The sequence below is a fragment of the Tepidiforma bonchosmolovskayae genome (genome assembly GCF_008838325.1).
In the GTDB taxonomy this organism is placed as follows: domain Bacteria; phylum Chloroflexota; class Dehalococcoidia; order Tepidiformales; family Tepidiformaceae; genus Tepidiforma; species Tepidiforma bonchosmolovskayae.
On the sequence record NZ_CP042829.1, the window covers coordinates 144,676 to 160,109 of the forward strand.

The 15,434-nt window shown below is 69.2% G+C and carries 12 protein-coding genes and 2 tRNA genes; 6 read left to right on the plus strand and 8 right to left on the minus strand.

Features of this window, described 5'->3' with window-relative positions:
- Positions 1–62: 62 nt before the first annotated feature.
- From Tbon_RS00740 to Tbon_RS00750, 3 genes are all read right to left on the minus strand, one after another.
- Entirely contained in the window at positions 63–1,052 is a 990-nt protein-coding gene (locus Tbon_RS00740; protein ID WP_158065839.1) for a ketopantoate reductase family protein, read from the minus strand.
- The gene (locus tag Tbon_RS00745; RefSeq protein WP_158065840.1) at positions 1,049–1,612 is read right to left on the minus strand and encodes a DUF5317 family protein; all 564 of its coding nucleotides are present in this window, start codon (positions 1,610–1,612) and stop codon (positions 1,049–1,051) included. The genes Tbon_RS00740 and Tbon_RS00745 overlap by 4 nt, the downstream gene beginning before the upstream one ends.
- A 235-nt stretch (positions 1,613–1,847) precedes the next feature.
- Positions 1,848–5,021 (minus strand): tetratricopeptide repeat protein, encoded by a 3,174-nt coding sequence (locus tag Tbon_RS00750; protein WP_158065841.1) that lies wholly within the window; start codon positions 5,019–5,021, stop codon positions 1,848–1,850.
- 116 nt (positions 5,022–5,137) lie between these two features.
- Here Tbon_RS00750 and Tbon_RS13650 point away from each other — a divergent pair, with 116 nt between their 5' ends.
- Positions 5,138–6,070, plus strand: a complete 933-nt coding sequence (locus Tbon_RS13650; protein ID WP_192498032.1) for a hypothetical protein — start codon at positions 5,138–5,140, stop codon at positions 6,068–6,070.
- Positions 6,071–6,082: 12 nt separating this feature from the next.
- Here Tbon_RS13650 and Tbon_RS00760 read toward each other — a convergent pair whose 3' ends face one another.
- Both Tbon_RS00760 and Tbon_RS00765 read right to left on the minus strand, forming a co-directional pair.
- A complete protein-coding gene (locus Tbon_RS00760; protein ID WP_158065842.1) occupies positions 6,083–6,268 on the minus strand; it encodes a Flp family type IVb pilin in 186 nt (61 codons plus the stop codon).
- Between the two features lie 108 nt (positions 6,269–6,376).
- Positions 6,377–7,303 carry a glycerophosphodiester phosphodiesterase gene (locus Tbon_RS00765; RefSeq protein ID WP_158065843.1) on the minus strand — a complete coding sequence of 309 codons (927 nt, stop codon included), beginning with the start codon at positions 7,301–7,303 and terminating at the stop codon, positions 6,377–6,379.
- A 171-nt stretch (positions 7,304–7,474) separates the two neighbouring features.
- Between Tbon_RS00765 and Tbon_RS00770 the strand changes: the two genes are divergently transcribed.
- From Tbon_RS00770 to Tbon_RS00785, 4 genes are all read left to right on the plus strand, one after another.
- Positions 7,475–7,550: transfer RNA gene (locus Tbon_RS00770), tRNA-Lys, on the plus strand.
- 49 nt (positions 7,551–7,599) lie between these two features.
- Positions 7,600–7,684: transfer RNA gene (locus Tbon_RS00775), tRNA-Leu, on the plus strand.
- Between the two features lie 65 nt (positions 7,685–7,749).
- A complete protein-coding gene (locus Tbon_RS00780) occupies positions 7,750–8,751 on the plus strand; it encodes an ABC transporter ATP-binding protein (RefSeq protein ID WP_098504842.1) in 1,002 nt (333 codons plus the stop codon).
- Positions 8,735–9,763, plus strand: coding sequence for an ABC transporter ATP-binding protein (locus tag Tbon_RS00785; RefSeq protein ID WP_225734655.1), 1,029 nt, complete (start codon positions 8,735–8,737; stop codon positions 9,761–9,763). The genes Tbon_RS00780 and Tbon_RS00785 overlap by 17 nt, the downstream gene beginning before the upstream one ends.
- Before the next feature lie 93 nt (positions 9,764–9,856).
- On the opposite strand, the gene Tbon_RS00790 is transcribed toward Tbon_RS00785, so the two are convergent.
- Both Tbon_RS00790 and Tbon_RS00795 read right to left on the minus strand, forming a co-directional pair.
- Positions 9,857–10,954, minus strand: coding sequence for an LLM class flavin-dependent oxidoreductase (locus Tbon_RS00790; protein ID WP_158065844.1), 1,098 nt, complete (start codon positions 10,952–10,954; stop codon positions 9,857–9,859).
- Positions 10,955–11,027: 73 nt separating this feature from the next.
- Entirely contained in the window at positions 11,028–12,332 is a 1,305-nt protein-coding gene (locus Tbon_RS00795; RefSeq protein WP_318655379.1) for a serine/threonine-protein kinase, read from the minus strand.
- Between Tbon_RS00795 and Tbon_RS00800 the strand changes: the two genes are divergently transcribed.
- Positions 12,318–13,613 (plus strand): FtsW/RodA/SpoVE family cell cycle protein, encoded by a 1,296-nt coding sequence (locus Tbon_RS00800; protein WP_158065846.1) that lies wholly within the window; start codon positions 12,318–12,320, stop codon positions 13,611–13,613. The genes Tbon_RS00795 and Tbon_RS00800 overlap by 15 nt on opposite strands.
- On the opposite strand, the gene serA is transcribed toward Tbon_RS00800, so the two are convergent.
- Complete coding sequence (serA, locus tag Tbon_RS00805) at positions 13,610–15,382, minus strand: phosphoglycerate dehydrogenase (RefSeq protein WP_192498033.1); 1,773 nt, start codon at positions 15,380–15,382, stop codon at positions 13,610–13,612. The genes Tbon_RS00800 and serA overlap by 4 nt on opposite strands.
- Positions 15,383–15,434: the final 52 nt, after the last annotated feature.

A 15,434-nucleotide genomic window follows, 5' to 3' on the forward strand; every position in this document is an offset into this window, starting at 1 on the left:
GTACACGCTCTTCGGCGACGCTGTGCAAATGTTTGGGCACGGGTGCAGCGTGGGAGTGCCGGCTAGCCCCCGGCGAGCATCCGCCGAAGGTCGCCGATGGTGGCGTGCGGGCCGTCGCCTCCAGCGGCAGCAATCCGGGTCGCGAGTTCCCGGACAAGGCGGTTCGCCGGGGTCGGGACGCCATGGAGCGCACCGAGCAGGACGATCTCGCCGTTAAGGTAGTCAACTTCGGTGACGGTGTGTCCCCGTAGCACGCTCTGGAGCGTCGAACTCCCGGCCCGGCCTTCGCCCGCGACCGGTACCGAGCGGTAATGACGGGTGACACGCTCGGCGTATTCGGCGGGGGAAACCGCGCGGATCCCGGCGGCCTGGTAGCAGGCCTCGCCTTCGGCGCGCAGCAGGGCAAGGAAATCGCCGACCTCGCCCCCTGCGCCCCAGGAGCTGGTCCCGAGGATGACATCGAGCCCGTTGCCCAGGTTCAGCAGCAGTTTGCGGTACTTGAGGGCCAGGGCATCGTCGACGGCCTCGCTGCGGAAGCCGGCGCCGTCGAGCGCGCCGCAAACAGCGCGAATCAGCGGGTCGGTGCCGCGCGGGTATCGCCCGGCATGGAGGCATCCGCTGAGCGGTGCCCCCGAGGCGAGGATGACCCCCGGCTCGAGGTGGGTGGCCGGGAGCGCGACGAGCATTGCGTAGACATCGGTAAACCGGCGTGCTGCGAGGCGCTCGTTCTCGACGCCGTTCTGCGCACAGACCACCGGAACCCTGCAGCCGGCCGCTCGTTCGAGTTCGGCGAGCGCGGCTGCGGTGTCCTGGGTCTTCATGCAGAGGAGGACGACGTCGTCAGCACGCCACACCACCTCTGCCGGGCTTCCCGCGGCCGGGATACGCAGCCGCCGTTCGCCCTCGGGCGTGCGGAACAGCAGGCCCTCTGAGCGGACCGCCTCGAGGTGCCTGCCCCGGCAGATGAGAACCACCTCGTGTCCGGCTTCGAACAGGCGGGCGCCGATGGTCCCTCCGACGGCGCCGGCACCGTAGACGACGAAGCGGGTCACCGCTCGCTTCCCCCGGCGTGGTCAGCGGGAAGGTCGGCCGCCGGCCGGGGCACCGGGGCCGGCCGGAGCGCCTCGAAGGCGGCCTGCAGCACGATGAGGCCGAGCCCGGCGAAGAGAACGAAGTCGCCGAGGGAGTAGATGTTGGTCCCGTAGATCGGCAGGTCAACGATGTAGCGGTCGGAGAGCCAGAAGAAACGGATATCGTCGCGCCTGAGGACGACGTCTTTCCCGTGATTGGTCTGCCGGCCGATATCGGCTTCGGTGACCTCGGGGAAGGCTCCAGACCGCTCGAGGATTGCGTAGTCGATCGGCATCGCGCCGCCATGGGCGGTCATCGGGACGACGTTCAGCAGAATGCCGGCTGCGACGAGCCATGCGCCCAGGAACCGGCGGAAATGAAGCGCAAGACCAGCAAGGGCGATCGTGGTGACGAGGAAGAGCAACCGCCGGGCGGCTCCGGCGGCGCCGTCGAGCGGCATGTACGAGATGGCGAGTTGCTGCGCGAGGAAGATGGCTGCAGCGACCCCCAGGACAGCAACATCGCCCGCATGGCGTTTCACGCGGGCGATTGTCGCGAATTTCCTGACCGGCTGCAGGGGCTGTTCCCCCTGCGGACTACCAGGACTGATAGGGGGCCGCGCCAGCGAGGGCGATGATGGCGAGCGCCGAAACGGAGATGGCGAGCGAAACGAGGCGGCGAGTCACGAGCGGGTTCCTCCAGGACCGTGTTGTCGGGCCCGAAGGTAAGCACCCGGTTATCGCGAAATTCTCGCGAGCTACGCGACCGGCCCCGGATTACACCGCTACGCCGGCTGCGATGGCCGCGCGCAGTTCGAAGAAGCGCTCGGGCAGGGGCTCGCCCAGCTCCTGCTCGTACAGCTCGGCGTACTGGTCGATGAAGTGCAGCGCCTGAACCGCCTGCCCCGCGCGGCTCCGGTAGCGGGCGAGTTCGTAGGCGGCCTCCTCGTTGAAGCGATCGTTGCGGAGGATGCGTTCGAGGCAGAGAACGGCGGACTCGAAATCGTTCCGCGCGGCGAAGTACCCGGCGAGGGCGGCAAGGGAAGCGTGCGCGGCCTCGTGCAGGCGCGTGCGGACGCCGGCCGCCCATTCTGACTCGAACACCTCCGCAAACGGACCCTCGTAGAGCTCGAGCGCCTCCTGGAAGGCGAGGGCCCGCTCCTTGCTGCCGGGCTGCGCCCGGTGGGCCCGCTCGACGGCAGCCTCGAACTTCTCGACGTCCCATTCGAACTGGCCCTCCGGGTTCAGGAGATACGCACCGTCCTGCTTGACGACGCAATCCTGGTAGAGGGCCCGGCGGACCCGGTAGAGGTTGGAGTGGAAGGCGGAGTTGCACTTCTCCCGAGGCAGCTCGGGATAGAGCATCTCAACCGCCTGCTCCTTGCGAATGCCATCGCGGTGCGCCAGGAGGAGGAAGAAGAGCTCCTTCGCGCGGACGCTGGCCCACTGCTCGTCGCTCACCTGCCGCCCGCCGACCGTGACCGCCACGCGCCCGAGGCTCCGCGCCACCACGCGGGGGAACCGGCCAGTGCCGGGCTCGGCATTGGGTTCGGCGGCATCGCCGCTGACGAGGAAGCTCTGGCGCTCGAGGATGTCGCGGAACCAGCGCCCCGCAGCGGGGCGGGAGGCAGCCCACTGGGCGAACATCGGGTTCTCGCGGACGAGGGGGATGAGGGACTGCGTCATCCAGGGCTGGCGGATCGCTTCAGCGCACTTCGCGAGCGACTCCTGGGCCTCGGCGCGCCGGTTCGCGCGGAACTGGGCCATGGCAACCCGGTACCAGCCAGCAGCCGCCATCGGTGCGACATCCATCTGCTCGAACGCCTCGGCGGCTTCACGGGCGAGCGAGACCGCTGAGGCGGCATTCCCGGCGGCAAGGTCGACGGCGGCCTGGCGAAGCCGGCAGTACGCGATTTCGTAGGGGTTGCCCGAAGCAAGCGCCACGAGCATTGCCCGGCGTGCGAAGAAGTCGGCCTGCTGGAGGTCGCCCTGGCCGAGGTACGCCGCGGAGAGGCCGCCGATCGCGAGGGCCGCGAGGGTCTCATCGAGGGCCTCGTTCGCGCAGATGCGAATGGCTTCCTCGAAATGCTCCTGAGCCTTCCGGAAGTGCCCGAGGGCGAGTTCGGCATCGCCGAGGGAGCCGGTGGCGTAGGCGACGTTCCGGCGGTTGCCGCAGGCGATGCCTTCGGCCACGGCCTCTTCGAGGACGGCGACGGCGCTGCGGAAGTCGCCGGCGTCGAGATGTGCCATCCCGAGGTTGTTCAAGGTCCAGCCAAGGTTGGACGAGCGCCCGAGAGCACGCCAGCCCTGCGCTGCCCGGGTGAGCATCGTTACGGCAGCTGGCGCGTCGCCGTGCATGGCGAGGGCCTGGCCGAGCGTCGAACGGGCGAGCAGGTCGAGCGGCGAGACCTGGTGCCGCTCCGCCTCGTCGATGGCCAGGCGGAGGAGCTCTTCAGCGCGCTGGAAGTTCCGGGTGACGCTCAGCTCGATTTCGGCGCGCTGGAAGACCACTTCGGCGCGGAGGGCCGCATCGCCGGACCAGTCGATGGCACGGAGGTGTTCGGCCTCGGCAAGCAGCTCCTCGTGTCGGCCGAGGAGGCGGAGAGCACGCAGGCGGGCAAGGTGCGCATGAATGCGGACCGCCCCGCGGGCATCGGGGGCACCCAGGACCAGGGCCGCAAGGCGGAGGGCCTCCTCAGGGTCACCGACGTGCGCCTCGACCCGGGCCTTGAGGGCCTGAAGAAGCGGGTCCCGCTCGAGCGTGGCATGTCCCAGGGCCGCGAACGCCTCCTTCAGGAGGGAGAAGGAGCCGCGAATGATCAGGTGGTGCCCGTGGCGGGCCAGCAGCCCGGCGAGCTGCAGCTCCGTGCCCTGGCTCCGGGCCAGCTCCACTGCCTCGGCGTACCGCCCCATCCTGGTGAGGGAGGCAAGCACCTCTTCCATGGCGGCCTGGAAGCCGTCAGGGTCGGCCGCAGCAAAATCTTCGGCGATGAACTGGCGCAGAAGAGGATTCAGGCGGAACTCACGGGGCGAGAGGTGTTCGCAAAGAAAATCGCGCCGGCTCAGCCATGCGACGAGGTCCCGCCAGGCGCGGAGGCCGAACTCGATTTCGACGAAGGAGCGCTCAATCGAGGGCTGAAGCGCCAGGCGGTGGAGCACCTGGCGGAGGTCGGCGGGGACGCGGGCCCAGACTTCGCTGGCGAGGTACCGATGGAAATCGGCGGCGGAAACCCCCGAGACGGCATCGCCGGCAAGCGTGGCCATGACGCCGACCGGCCAGCCCCCGGTCTGCTCGAGGACCTGCCCCGGGTCCAACCGGGCGCCGGTCACCTCGATGGCGGCACGAACCTCGTCGGCCGAGAAGGCGAGTACGGAGGCATCGATGACCGTCACCTCGCCAGTCGCGACCCGCTCGTTGATGGCCGGGAGGAACGGGAGTTCGCGGCCGACCAGCACGACCTCGTGTCCGTCGCTCATCGCTTCGATCAGCCAGCCGAGGAGCTGGAGGGACTCGTGCGAGTCGGCGAGTTCGTGCACGTTGTCGATGACGAGAAGAAGCGGGCGCGGCGTCGAGGCGGAGACGTCGTGGACAGCGGCTCCGATGTATGCCTGCAGGTCGCTCAGCCGGAGGGCGGTCGGCGGAGGGGGAGCAAGCCGGTTGCGGTAGAGCGCGCAGCCGAGCTGGTGGGCGAGCGCCTCGGGCGCGTGGGCCGTGCTGTCGAGCGACACCCACCGCGGTTCGTAGTCGACTTCTTCGAGCGCGAGGGCCACGGCAGTCGACTTGCCGAAGCCGGCGGGAGCGATAACCGCGATCACGCCGTTCCCGATCGCTTCGTGGATGCGGGCCACGACCGCGGGCCGGGCAACCAGGCGCCGGGGGAGACGCGGCACGGCGATCCGCCCACCAGGGTTTGCCCGTGGCCGCGTGGAGGTCGTGAGTGTTGCCGTCATGTTCCTGCGCAATGGTACGCCGGCAAACGGCTGGTCGCCAGACAGTTCCGGTTGACGTTCATCGTCGACCGGGTGTTATGGTGAGGGCGCCAGCGCCCCCGCTGTTGGTGATGCACATGCGATGGTTGTTCCTGCCTGCGCTCGTTGCCGGGGCGGCCCTGCTCGCTGCCGCTGCCGCCCTCGAGGCGCCGGCCAGGGCGGCGGGACCTTGCGGCACCAGTCACGACGCCCTCGACACCGAGGAAATGCAGTTCATCCAGCTCGTTCAGGCGTGGCGGGACCAGCACGTCTCGCCGTCGACGCCGCTCCAGGTTTCGGGCGCCCTGAACGCCGCCGCGGCATGGTTCGCGCAGTGGCAGGTCGACAACGGCGCGCCGGGCGGCCACACCGATGGTCTCGGACGGTCCTGGCCGCAGCGGGCCCTCGACTGCGGCTATTCGGGCACGACCTCGTCGGGTACGCCCTACGCGTACGGGAGCGGCGAGGGCATCCGTGCGTACGCGGCGAGCCAGCCGCTGGTCATCAGCGCGGCCCAGGCGGCAGCGGACATCACCTACCCGGGGAGCGGCGTCTGGGCGTCGACGCCTTCGTCGTCGCTCCCGTTCAAGTGCGTTGGGGCGGCCCGGGCATCCAGCACCGATGGCAAGCGAGTCGCCTGGGTCATCGTGATCGCGCAGTACCCCGCGAACCAGCCGTGCCCGGGAGCAGCGACCCTGCCACCGGCCTCGCCGAGCGTCACCTCGACGCCGACCCCGACCCCGACGCCGACGGCCACGCCGTCACCGACGCCCACGCCGGGCCCGCGGGGCGACGGCGCGTCGGTCACGATCTGGCAGGGGTGGAACCTGGTGATGCTCCCAGCCGGGCCGGTCGAGCAGGTGCTCGCCAGGGCTTCGGGATGCTACGCGGCGGTGTACCGGTTCGACGGCGTGCAGTGGCGGAGGTACATCCCGGGGGCACCGGGGTATGTCAATTCGCTGCATGTGCTCGACGGCGGGCCGGTCTGGGTCGCCGGCACCGCGGCCAACTGCGGACTGGTCCTGCTCTGACGCGGGGATGGGCTAGAGGGAGCCGGGGAGCACCGTAAACCCGGGGGAGTTCGCGATGGCCTGGCCGAGCGTCGCCAGGGCAGCGACGCACACGAGGGCGATGAGGGCGAGGATGAGGGCGTACTCGGCCAGTCCCTGCCCTTCTTCGCGGGCGTGCGAAGCGGCGCAGGCAGCGAGCCACGTAGCGAGTCGTTTCATGCAGGCAAACCCCCGGGTAGTCTCTCCCTGCAGAGAAGTTCGGCCCTTCGCGACGGTTGGAGCCGGGCGGGGCCGGGAGAGATTGCGTAACGCAGCCGTGAACCCGGTTTACCCGGGGTTTACATCAACCGGGGCGGAGTAAGCCCGGAGCGCTGCCGCCACCGCAAGCGGGACATCGGTGATAACCGTGGCCGCGCCGGCGGCCCACAGCCGCTCGAGCGTCGCCTGCACCGGGTCGCGCTCCTTCAGCGTCCATGCAGCGAGTTCGATGCCGTACCGGGCCAGCTCGTCACCGAGCGCAATGCCGAGGTCGGCGATTCGGAACACCGTGCCGATGTCGACCATCCACTCGATGGCCGCCGGCACGAGGCCACGCAGCTCCTCGAAACGGGCTTCGAGGTACTGCTGCGGGGTGGTGTAGGGATTCCGGGCAAGCGGTGAATCGTCCCAGAAGCCGTGGATGCCGCGCTGCCGCGGATACGGCGCCTGGCGCCGGCCGGGCGTGTAGTTCAGGAAGAGGGTCGGGTCAAAGGCAACCGGGACGCGCGACAACTTGCGCAGGTTCCACGGCGACTGGGAGCCGACGACCACCTGCGACGCGACGGGAGCGAGGGCCTGTTCGAGCCGCTCCACGCGGGAGGGCGAAATCGGGCGATTCAGCTTCAAATCGACCTGCAGCACAGTCGACGAGCCCCGGATCGCATCGATGACCTCTTCGAGCAGCGCAAGGCTTTCGCCGGTGGAGCGGTAGGTGACCGCCCGGAGTGCGAACGTGGTGTGGTCGGACACGCGGCCGGCCCCGGTGGTTTGCGCATCGAGCGAGGCGTCGTGGAAACAGACCAGGCCGTCATCGGCGGCGAAGCGGACGTCGACCTCGAGGCGGGGAACGCCGGCTGCGACGCATTCGCGGACGGCTTCGAGCGAGTTGGGCGCATGGGCGCCTGAGAGGGCCGCCGAGTGGCAGCAGACGGTCCGCCGCCGGCCCGCGACCTCGGGCAGCAATGCGAGCCGCAACCCTTCGTCGTCGACGTCCACGGATTCAGCGTACGGCGGCGGGCGTTAAGGAACGAGAGGAATGCCGCGCGCGCCCGGGCGTGATACTGGACCCGGATGCGGGGGCGAGGTAACGTAAATGCAGCGGTATCGGTACGTCGCGGAGTTGCCGCGACGCGAAAGGCCCGTGATATACTCCCGCGCGTCCTGAGGGGGCCGCTAGCTCAACTGGCAGAGCAGCTGACTCTTAATCAGCCGGTTGGAGGTTCGAGTCCTCCGCGGCTCACCAGCTCCCTGTTCGACCGCCGGGCAGCCACGCGGCCGCCCGGGCACTTCGTGGGGAAGTGTCGGAATCGGCAGACGAGCATGACTTAGGATCATGTGCCGCAAGGCGTAGGAGTTCGAGTCTCCTCTTCCCCACCACTCGAGCTCAGCCGGGCGGCCAGCACCGGTCACTGCCGGCAATGCCGGGCGCGAAAGGAGAAGGGATGCCGCTACTCGAGGTCAAAGACCTGCGCACGTACTTCTACACGCAGGAGGGCGTCGTCAAGGCGGTCGACGGCACCTCGTACGTGGTCGAAGAGGGGGAGACCCTCGGGCTCGTCGGGGAATCCGGGTGCGGGAAGAGCGTTTCGGCGCTCTCGATTCTCCGGCTCATTCCGCAGCCGCCCGGCAAAATCGTCTCCGGCGAGATCATCTTCAAAGGGCGCGACCTGCTGAAGCTGGACGAGGACGAAATCCGGAAGGTCCGCGGCAACGAGATCGGGATGGTCTTCCAGGAGCCGATGACCTCGCTCAACCCCGTCCTCACCATCGGTCGCCAGCTGACGGAGACGCTCGAGCTTCACATGAACCTCCACGGCCAGGCGGCTCGCGACCGCGCCGCGGAACTGCTGGAAATGGTCGGCATCCCCGAGGCGAAACGCCGCCTGGACGATTACCCGCACCAGTTCTCCGGCGGGATGCGCCAGCGCGTCATGATCGCCATGGCGATGAGCTGCAACCCCAAGCTGCTCCTCGCCGATGAGCCGACGACAGCGCTGGACGTGACGATCCAGGCGCAGATCCTCGAAGTCATGAACCGGCTGAGCCGGGAGTTCGGGACGGCGGTCATCATCATCACCCACAACCTCGGCGTGGTGGCACGCTACGCCGACCGGGTGAATGTGATGTACGCGGGCCGGGTCATCGAGACCGCCTCCGCGGTGGAGCTGTACCGGAATCCGAAGCACCCGTACACGGTCGGGCTGCTCAACTCCGTGCCGCGCCTCGATGAGCGGCGCAAGGAGAAGCTCATTCCGATCGAGGGCCTTCCGCCGGACCTCGCCCATCTCCCGCCGGGCTGCCCGTTCTACCCGCGCTGCGCGTGGCGGGTGGACCGCTGCCGCGAGGAGTATCCGCCCTTCAACCTCGTAGGCGAGAAGCACTACGCCGCCTGCTGGGAATCAGAACGTGTCCGCCGGGAGGTGCCCGTTGGCGCAGCAAACTAGCTCCACCGCACGGCAGGGTCGCGCCGCCATCGGCGATACCCTCGTCAAGGTCGAAGGCCTCAAGGTCTACTTCCCGGTCACCTCGGGCATCATCTTCCAGCGCAAAGTCGCCGACGTCCGCGCGGTCGACGGCATTTCGTTTGAAATCCGGCGCGGCGAGACGCTCGGCCTCGTGGGTGAGTCGGGGTGCGGCAAGAGCACGACCGGCAAGGCGATCCTGCAGCTGACCCGGCCGACGGAAGGGTCGGTCATTTTCGACGGCACCGACCTGACCAAGGTGAAGGGCGGGGAGCTACGCCGCTTCCGCCGGCGGATGCAGATGATCTTCCAGGACCCCTACGCGAGCCTGAATCCGCGCATGTCCGTGGGGAGCATCATCAGCGAGCCGCTGACCATCCATAAGCTCGCGAGCGGCAAAGAGAAGAAGGAGCGGGTCCAGCAGCTGCTCCAGACGGTTGGCCTGAACCCGTATTTCGCGAACCGGTTCCCGCACGAGTTCTCGGGCGGGCAGCGGCAGCGCATCGGCATCGCCCGCGCGCTTGCGGTGCAGCCGGACTTCATCGTGTGCGACGAGCCGGTCTCGGCGCTCGATGTCTCGATCCAGGCCCAGATCATCAACCTGCTCCAGGATCTGCAGGACCAGTTCGGGCTGACCTATCTGTTCATCGCCCACGACCTTTCGGTGGTCCGGCACATCTCGGACCGGGTCGGGGTAATGTACCTCGGCCACATGATGGAGCTGACGGACCGGGACTCGATTTTTGAGAACCCGCTCCACCCCTACACTAAGGCGCTCCTTTCGGCGGTCCCGATTCCCGACCCTGACGTCGAGCGAAAGCGCGAGCGGATCATCCTCCTCGGCGACGTGCCGAGCCCGCTGCGGCCGCCTCCCGGCTGCGTCTTCCACACGCGCTGCCCGATCGCCATTGACGAGTGCCGCGCCCGGCGCCCCGACTGGCGGAACGTGGGCACGGCCGACCGCGAGCACTGGGTCTGGTGCCACCGGGTCTAGCGTCGACAGTTCGCGCGAGGCTGACAGCACAGGAAGGGGGCTCCGTGGCAGAGCCCTCTTTTCCGTATGGCAACGGGGCAGGACCCGACTCTATCAGGCGGGCGCGGGCTGCAGGGCCCGGTTCACGCGCGGCATGACCTCGCGGGCGAGGAGCTCCATTGACTGGCGCCAGGGCCCGGGCTGGTTGGCATAATCGAATCCCAGGACGAGCAGCGTCCCAAAGCCGCCCACCTGGCGGTCCATCTCCAGGAGCTTTTCCGCCACCGTCTCCACCGAGCCGACCAGCCAGCCGTGGTCGACAAAATACTCGGGCGTCAGGTCGGCGGGGGCGACGTTCGGGTCGGACGTCATCCATTGCGCGAAATCGAAGGCCCGGAAGAGGGGCAGCAGGTATTCACGCTCCTGCCGGCCCATGTTCCCTTCGAGGCACCAGCGCCGGGCTTCGGCATCCGTCTCGGCGACGAACACCTCGCGAACGATGCGCCAGATGGCACGATTGGGGTCGCGCCCGGCCCTGCGCGCGGCTTCTTCGTAGACCTCCCAATGGGTGGCGATGTAGTGCGGGCTGAGGTTGAGGCTCATGGGGATGAAGCCGCGCTCGCCGGCCAGCCTGAGGGTATCTGAGCGGGGGCTCAGCCCTGCGATGCCGATGGGCGGGTGGGGTTTCTGGAACGGCTTCAAGTGGTGGTACAGCAGGCCATCGACCATGGGCGGAGGCACGTGGACGGTCCAGTACTGGCCCTCGTAGCGCATCTCGCCCTCCGCCGCCCAGATGCGCAGGATGATGTCGAGGGCTTCGGCGGTCATCCGGCGGTTTTCGCCGGCCGCACCGTCCACGTTGAAGAGGTGCCAGTCGGAGGGCAGGCCGCTGGACCCGACCCCGAACATGAACCGTCCCTGGGCGAGGTGGTCAAGGTAGGCCACGCGGGCGGCGAGCTCCGCCGGGTGGTGGTAGGGGAGAAGGTGCGCTCCCGGCGCCAGCTTGATGCGGCTGGTCTGGAGGAGGGCCTGCGCGATGAGCAGGTCCGGCGCAGGAACGGGCTCCCAGATGGCGGTGAAGTGCTCGCCGATCCAGGCCTCGTCGTAGCCCAGCTCGTCGGCCCACCGGATCATCTGCAGGTCCCACTGGGCGCCGTCGTAGGGGGAGCGCTCCGGCGGATGGGTTGGCATCATGAAGAGTCCGAGTTGCATGGTCACCTCCGCCGGCGAGCCTAGCACACGATAGACGCGTTTAATAGCAGAGATGTGATTTTCTCGACGAACGTCAAGGCGTCGGCGAGGGGGTCGCCGGAGGCGTCGCGGTCCCGGCGGGAGCGGTCGGGCTGACGGTCGACGCCGGGGTTCCTGTCGCCGGCGTCCGTGTTGGGCTCGGCGAACGGGTCGGCGAGGGCGAGGGGCTCGGCGAGGGCTGCTGCGTCGGCGTTGCCGTCGGCTCCGTTCGCGGCGTCGGGGTCGCCGTCGGTTCGGGGACGCTGGTCGGTACGGGCGTCGGCACCGGAGTCGGCGCCTGCGAGTTTCCCCCGCCGGTGAGCAGCGCCGCCCCGAGCACCCCAAGGCCAATCGCAAAGAGCACGACGCCGAGCACCGCGAGGAGGGTGTACCAGGCGGGCCCGCTGCGCTTGCGGGGCGGCGGGCCCGTTGGCCTCCGGATGCGGGCCGTGGTATGCCGGCGCAGCTCGGGCGGGCGGCCGGGAGGCGCTGCGACCGGCGCAGCGGCCGCAGGCGGGGCAACGCCCGCCAGCGCTGCGCCGAACGCCTCGAGCCCCGGATAGCGAGCAGCGGGGTCGAGCGCGAGCGCGCGGGCCAGCACGGCTTCGAGGGCCGCGGATGCGCCGGGTGCGAATCGGCGGAGGGGCGGAGCAGGAGCCGCGAGCCGCTGCCCGGCGACGGCGGCGGGGGTTGCGCCGGCCCAGGGCAGGCGGCAGGCGGCTGCCTCATAGAGCGTCAGCGCAAGGGCGTACTGGTCTGACGCCGGGGAGGGAGATTCGCCCTGGATCACCTCCGGGGCGAGGTAGGCGATGGTGCCGAGGATGTCGTTCGCCATCGCCGGCGAAAGGGTGCGACCGAGCGTTTCGGCCACGCCGAAGTCGGCGAGCTTTGCCACGCCGTGCTCGTTGACGAGGATGTTTTCGGGCTTGACATCGCCGTGGATGATGCCCTGTTCGTGGGCGTAGGCAAGCGCAGATGCCACCTGGCGGCCAAGCCGCACGACCTCGCGCTCGGTCAGCCGGCCCTGGGTGGCGATGAGCTGCCGCAGCGTGTACCCGTGCACGTATTCGGTCACGATGTAGCGACGCCCGGCGAACTCGCCCGCGTCGTAGACTGCGACGATGTTCGGATGCTGGAGCCGCGCGACCACGCGGGCCTCGCGTTCGAATGCGGCCACGGCCTCCGGGTCGATCGCCTCGGTCAGCGCGGCGTGGAGCGCCTTGACCGCCACCCAGCGGCCGAGGCGGAGGTCTTCCGCAAGCCAGACTTCGGCCATGCCGCCGGTTCCGAGCAACCGCTCGAGGCGGTATCGTCCATCGATGATGTCCGCTGCGGAGAGCGTCAGGTGATCCTCCAGCAGGCGTTCTCCCGGGAACGGGCGGTCGAGCTCGCGCTCCTCACCGGGCCGCTGCTGCTGCTCGGGATCGGGTGGCGGTCACTTGCGGCCGCCGGGTTCGAGCTGCCCGGGAGCATGGTTCGCATCGTAACGCAGGCAGCGCTTTGCGTGATCGCGATGCACGCCGCCGTCCGCTTCGGCGCACCCCGTGCGCGGCCTGAACTGCTGCCGCTCGTGGCGGTGCTTGCGCTCCTCGGCATCGTGATGGTGGCCCGGCTGGCGCCGGGCTCGGCGGGCCAGCAGGCGAACTGGCTGGCGGTGGGATTCGCAGCGTTCGCAGGAGGCATTGCGGCCGGACGGATGCCGCAGCGCCTCCGCTCGCTCACGTACACAAGCGGCCTGCTCGCGGTGCTGGTGCTGGTTGCGACCGGCATCTTCGGCGAGACCATCAACGGGGCACGCCTCTGGCTGCGGGTCGCAGGTCAGTCGGTCCAGACGACGGAATTCATCAAGGCGTTCCTTGTGCTGTTCCTTGCGGGATACCTGGCCGACGCCGGCGGCGCGCTCAGCAGGCCCCTGCCGCGGGTCCGCGCGGCAACGGTCCCCGGAGCCGTCTACGTGCTGCCGCTGGCGCTGGTGCTTGCGGGCGCCGTGCTCGCACTGGCGCTGCTGCGGGACCTCGGTTCGATTGCGCTGCTCCTCCTGCTGGCGATTGCGCTCGTCTACGTTGCAACCGGGCGGGCCGTATTTGCGTTCATCGGCGCGGGGCTCGTCATTGCAACGGGCATGGTGGGCTATGCGGCCTTCGGACACGTGCAGGCGCGGGTCGATGCCTGGCTCGACCCCGGCGCCGATCCTGCCGGGGCCGGCTACCAGTCACTGCAGGCGACCTACGCCGTCAACGCCGGGGGCATCCTCGGCGAGGGACTCGGCCGGGGGGTGCCTGACGTGGTCCCGGCAGCATCGACCGATTATGTCTACGTCGCGGTGGCCGAAGAGCTGGGCATGGCCGGGGCGGCCGGCGTCGCCCTCGTGTACCTTGCCCTCCTGCACGCGGGCCTCCGCGTGGCTGCCGAGGCACGCGACAGCTACACCCGGCTGCTGGCTGCGGCAGTCGCGCTGCTGATCGGCATCCAGGCGGCGGTCATCATCGCCGGCAACCTCCGGCTGATCCCAACGACGGGCATCACGCTGCCGTTCGTCAGCTACGGCGGGTCGAGCCTCGTGGTCAACCTCGGCCTGGTCGGGCTGCTGCTGGGGCTTTCCCACACGTCGAGGGCGGGGGCGGCCCCGCAGCCAGGTTAGAGCCGCACGAGGCGGACGTTGTAGATGCCGTCGATGGCTTCAACCTGGGCGAGCTGGTCCGGGGTCGGCTCTTCGTCGACGGCGATGAGCATGAGCGCGCGCCCGCGGGGAGCCCGGCGGCCGACCTGCATCGACTGGATATTGATGTCGAACTGGCCGAGGAGAGTCCCGACGCGGCCGATCATCCCGGGCCGGTCTTCGTTGTCGCAGACGATGATGCACATGCCGCGCTCCGGTGCGATGTCGACGTCGAGGCCGTTGATGAGGACGATGCGGGGCTGGGCACGTTCCACGGTGCCGGAGACCGCGACCTCTGCCTCGCTGGTGCGCACCTTCACGCTCACGAGGTTGAGAAACACCTCGTGGGACGCCCGGGTCGTCTCGCGGATATCCCATCCGCGGCCGGCGGCGACGAGATGGGCGTTGACGATGTTGACGTTCTCTTCGCTGATTGGGCGAAGGAGGCCACGGATAACGGCGGCCCGAAGCGGCGTCGTGTCGTGCTCCGTGATTTCGCCGTAGTACTCAATCTCAATCGCTTCGAGCTTCCCGGTGACGAGCTGGGTAGCGACCATGCCCAGCTGCTCGGCGACGCCCATATACGGCCCGATCACCTGCAGCGTCTCCGGGGCAAGGAGCGGGGCGTTGACCGCGTAGCGGGCCGGGCGGCCCTCGAGCACGTCGATAATCTGCTCAGCCACATCGATGGCGACGCGCTCCTGCGCTTCCGCGGTTGACGCGCCGAGATGCGGGGTCGTAATGATGCGCGGGTCGCCGAGCAGCGGATGGTCGGGTGGGGGCGGTTCAGCGGTAAACACGTCGACTGCGGCGCCGGCGACTTTGCCGCTGCGCACCGCCTCGGCGAGGGCCGCCTCGTCGATGATGCCGCCGCGGGCGACGTTGATGATTCGCACGCCGTCCTTCATCCTGGCAATCTCGGCGGCGCCAATCATGCCCTGCGTGGCGGCCGTGAGCGGCGGGTGGACCGAGATGAAATCGGAGAGCATCAGGAGCTGCTCGAAATCGACCGATTCGACGCCGAGCGAGCGTGCCCGCTCAACCGGAACGAAGGGGTCGACCGCGAGCACGCGCATCTCCATGGCGACGGCACGCCGGGCGACCTCGGAGCCGATTTTCCCGAGGCCGACGATCCCGAGCGTCTTGCCGCGCACTTCGGTGCCGAGGTAGCTCTTCCGGTCCCACTTGCCGGCCCGCATGGATGCATCGGCCTGCGGGATATGGCGGGCGAGCGCCAGGAGCAGGGCGATGGTGTGCTCCGCTGCGGCGATGGTGTTGCCCTGGGGCGCGTTGACGACGATGACGCCCCGCTCGGTCGCCGCGTCGAGGTCGATGTTGTCGACGCCGACACCCGCGCGGCCGACGACCTGGAGCTTCGCTGCGGCCTCGATGACCGGCCGGGTGACCTTCGTCTCGCTGCGCACGACCAGGGCCTCGTAGGCGGGGATGGCGGCGACCAGGGCATCCTGCTGGAGGCCGGTGCGGACGTCGACGTCGGCTACCCGGCGCAAGAGTTCGATGCCTTCCGGGGCGACGGGGTCAGCGACGAGGACGCGGGGACGGCGGGGTGCGGTCATTGGATGCAGCTTCTCCTTCAGGGTGGCGAGGGCGAGTTCGATGGCGGGCGGAATGCGGGTCTTGCCGGCTTCCCAGCGGCTGATGGTGCCCTGGTCGACGCCGAGGGCTTCCGCGAGTGCGCTCTGGGAGAGGCCGAGCGCAGTGCGCTCGGCGATGAACTGTTCGGGGGTCATGGCGCTATGCAGTATGCATGACGAAGGCCCGGTCATGCAAACTGCATGACCG

What these genes read in the sequence shown, in the direction of transcription:
- Tbon_RS00750 (WP_158065841.1), bottom strand. Translation starts at nt 5,021, where the DNA reads ATGACGGCAACACTCACGACCTCCACGCGGCCACGGGCAAACCCTGGT.
- Tbon_RS13650 (WP_192498032.1), top strand. Translation starts at nt 5,138, where the DNA reads ATGCGATGGTTGTTCCTGCCTGCGCTCGTTGCCGGGGCGGCCCTGCTC.
- Tbon_RS00760 (WP_158065842.1), bottom strand. Translation starts at nt 6,268, where the DNA reads ATGAAACGACTCGCTACGTGGCTCGCTGCCTGCGCCGCTTCGCACGCC.
- Tbon_RS00780 (WP_098504842.1), top strand. Translation starts at nt 7,750, where the DNA reads ATGCCGCTACTCGAGGTCAAAGACCTGCGCACGTACTTCTACACGCAG.
- Tbon_RS00790 (WP_158065844.1), bottom strand. Translation starts at nt 10,954, where the DNA reads ATGCAACTCGGACTCTTCATGATGCCAACCCATCCGCCGGAGCGCTCC.
- serA (WP_192498033.1), bottom strand. Translation starts at nt 15,382, where the DNA reads ATGACCCCCGAACAGTTCATCGCCGAGCGCACTGCGCTCGGCCTCTCC.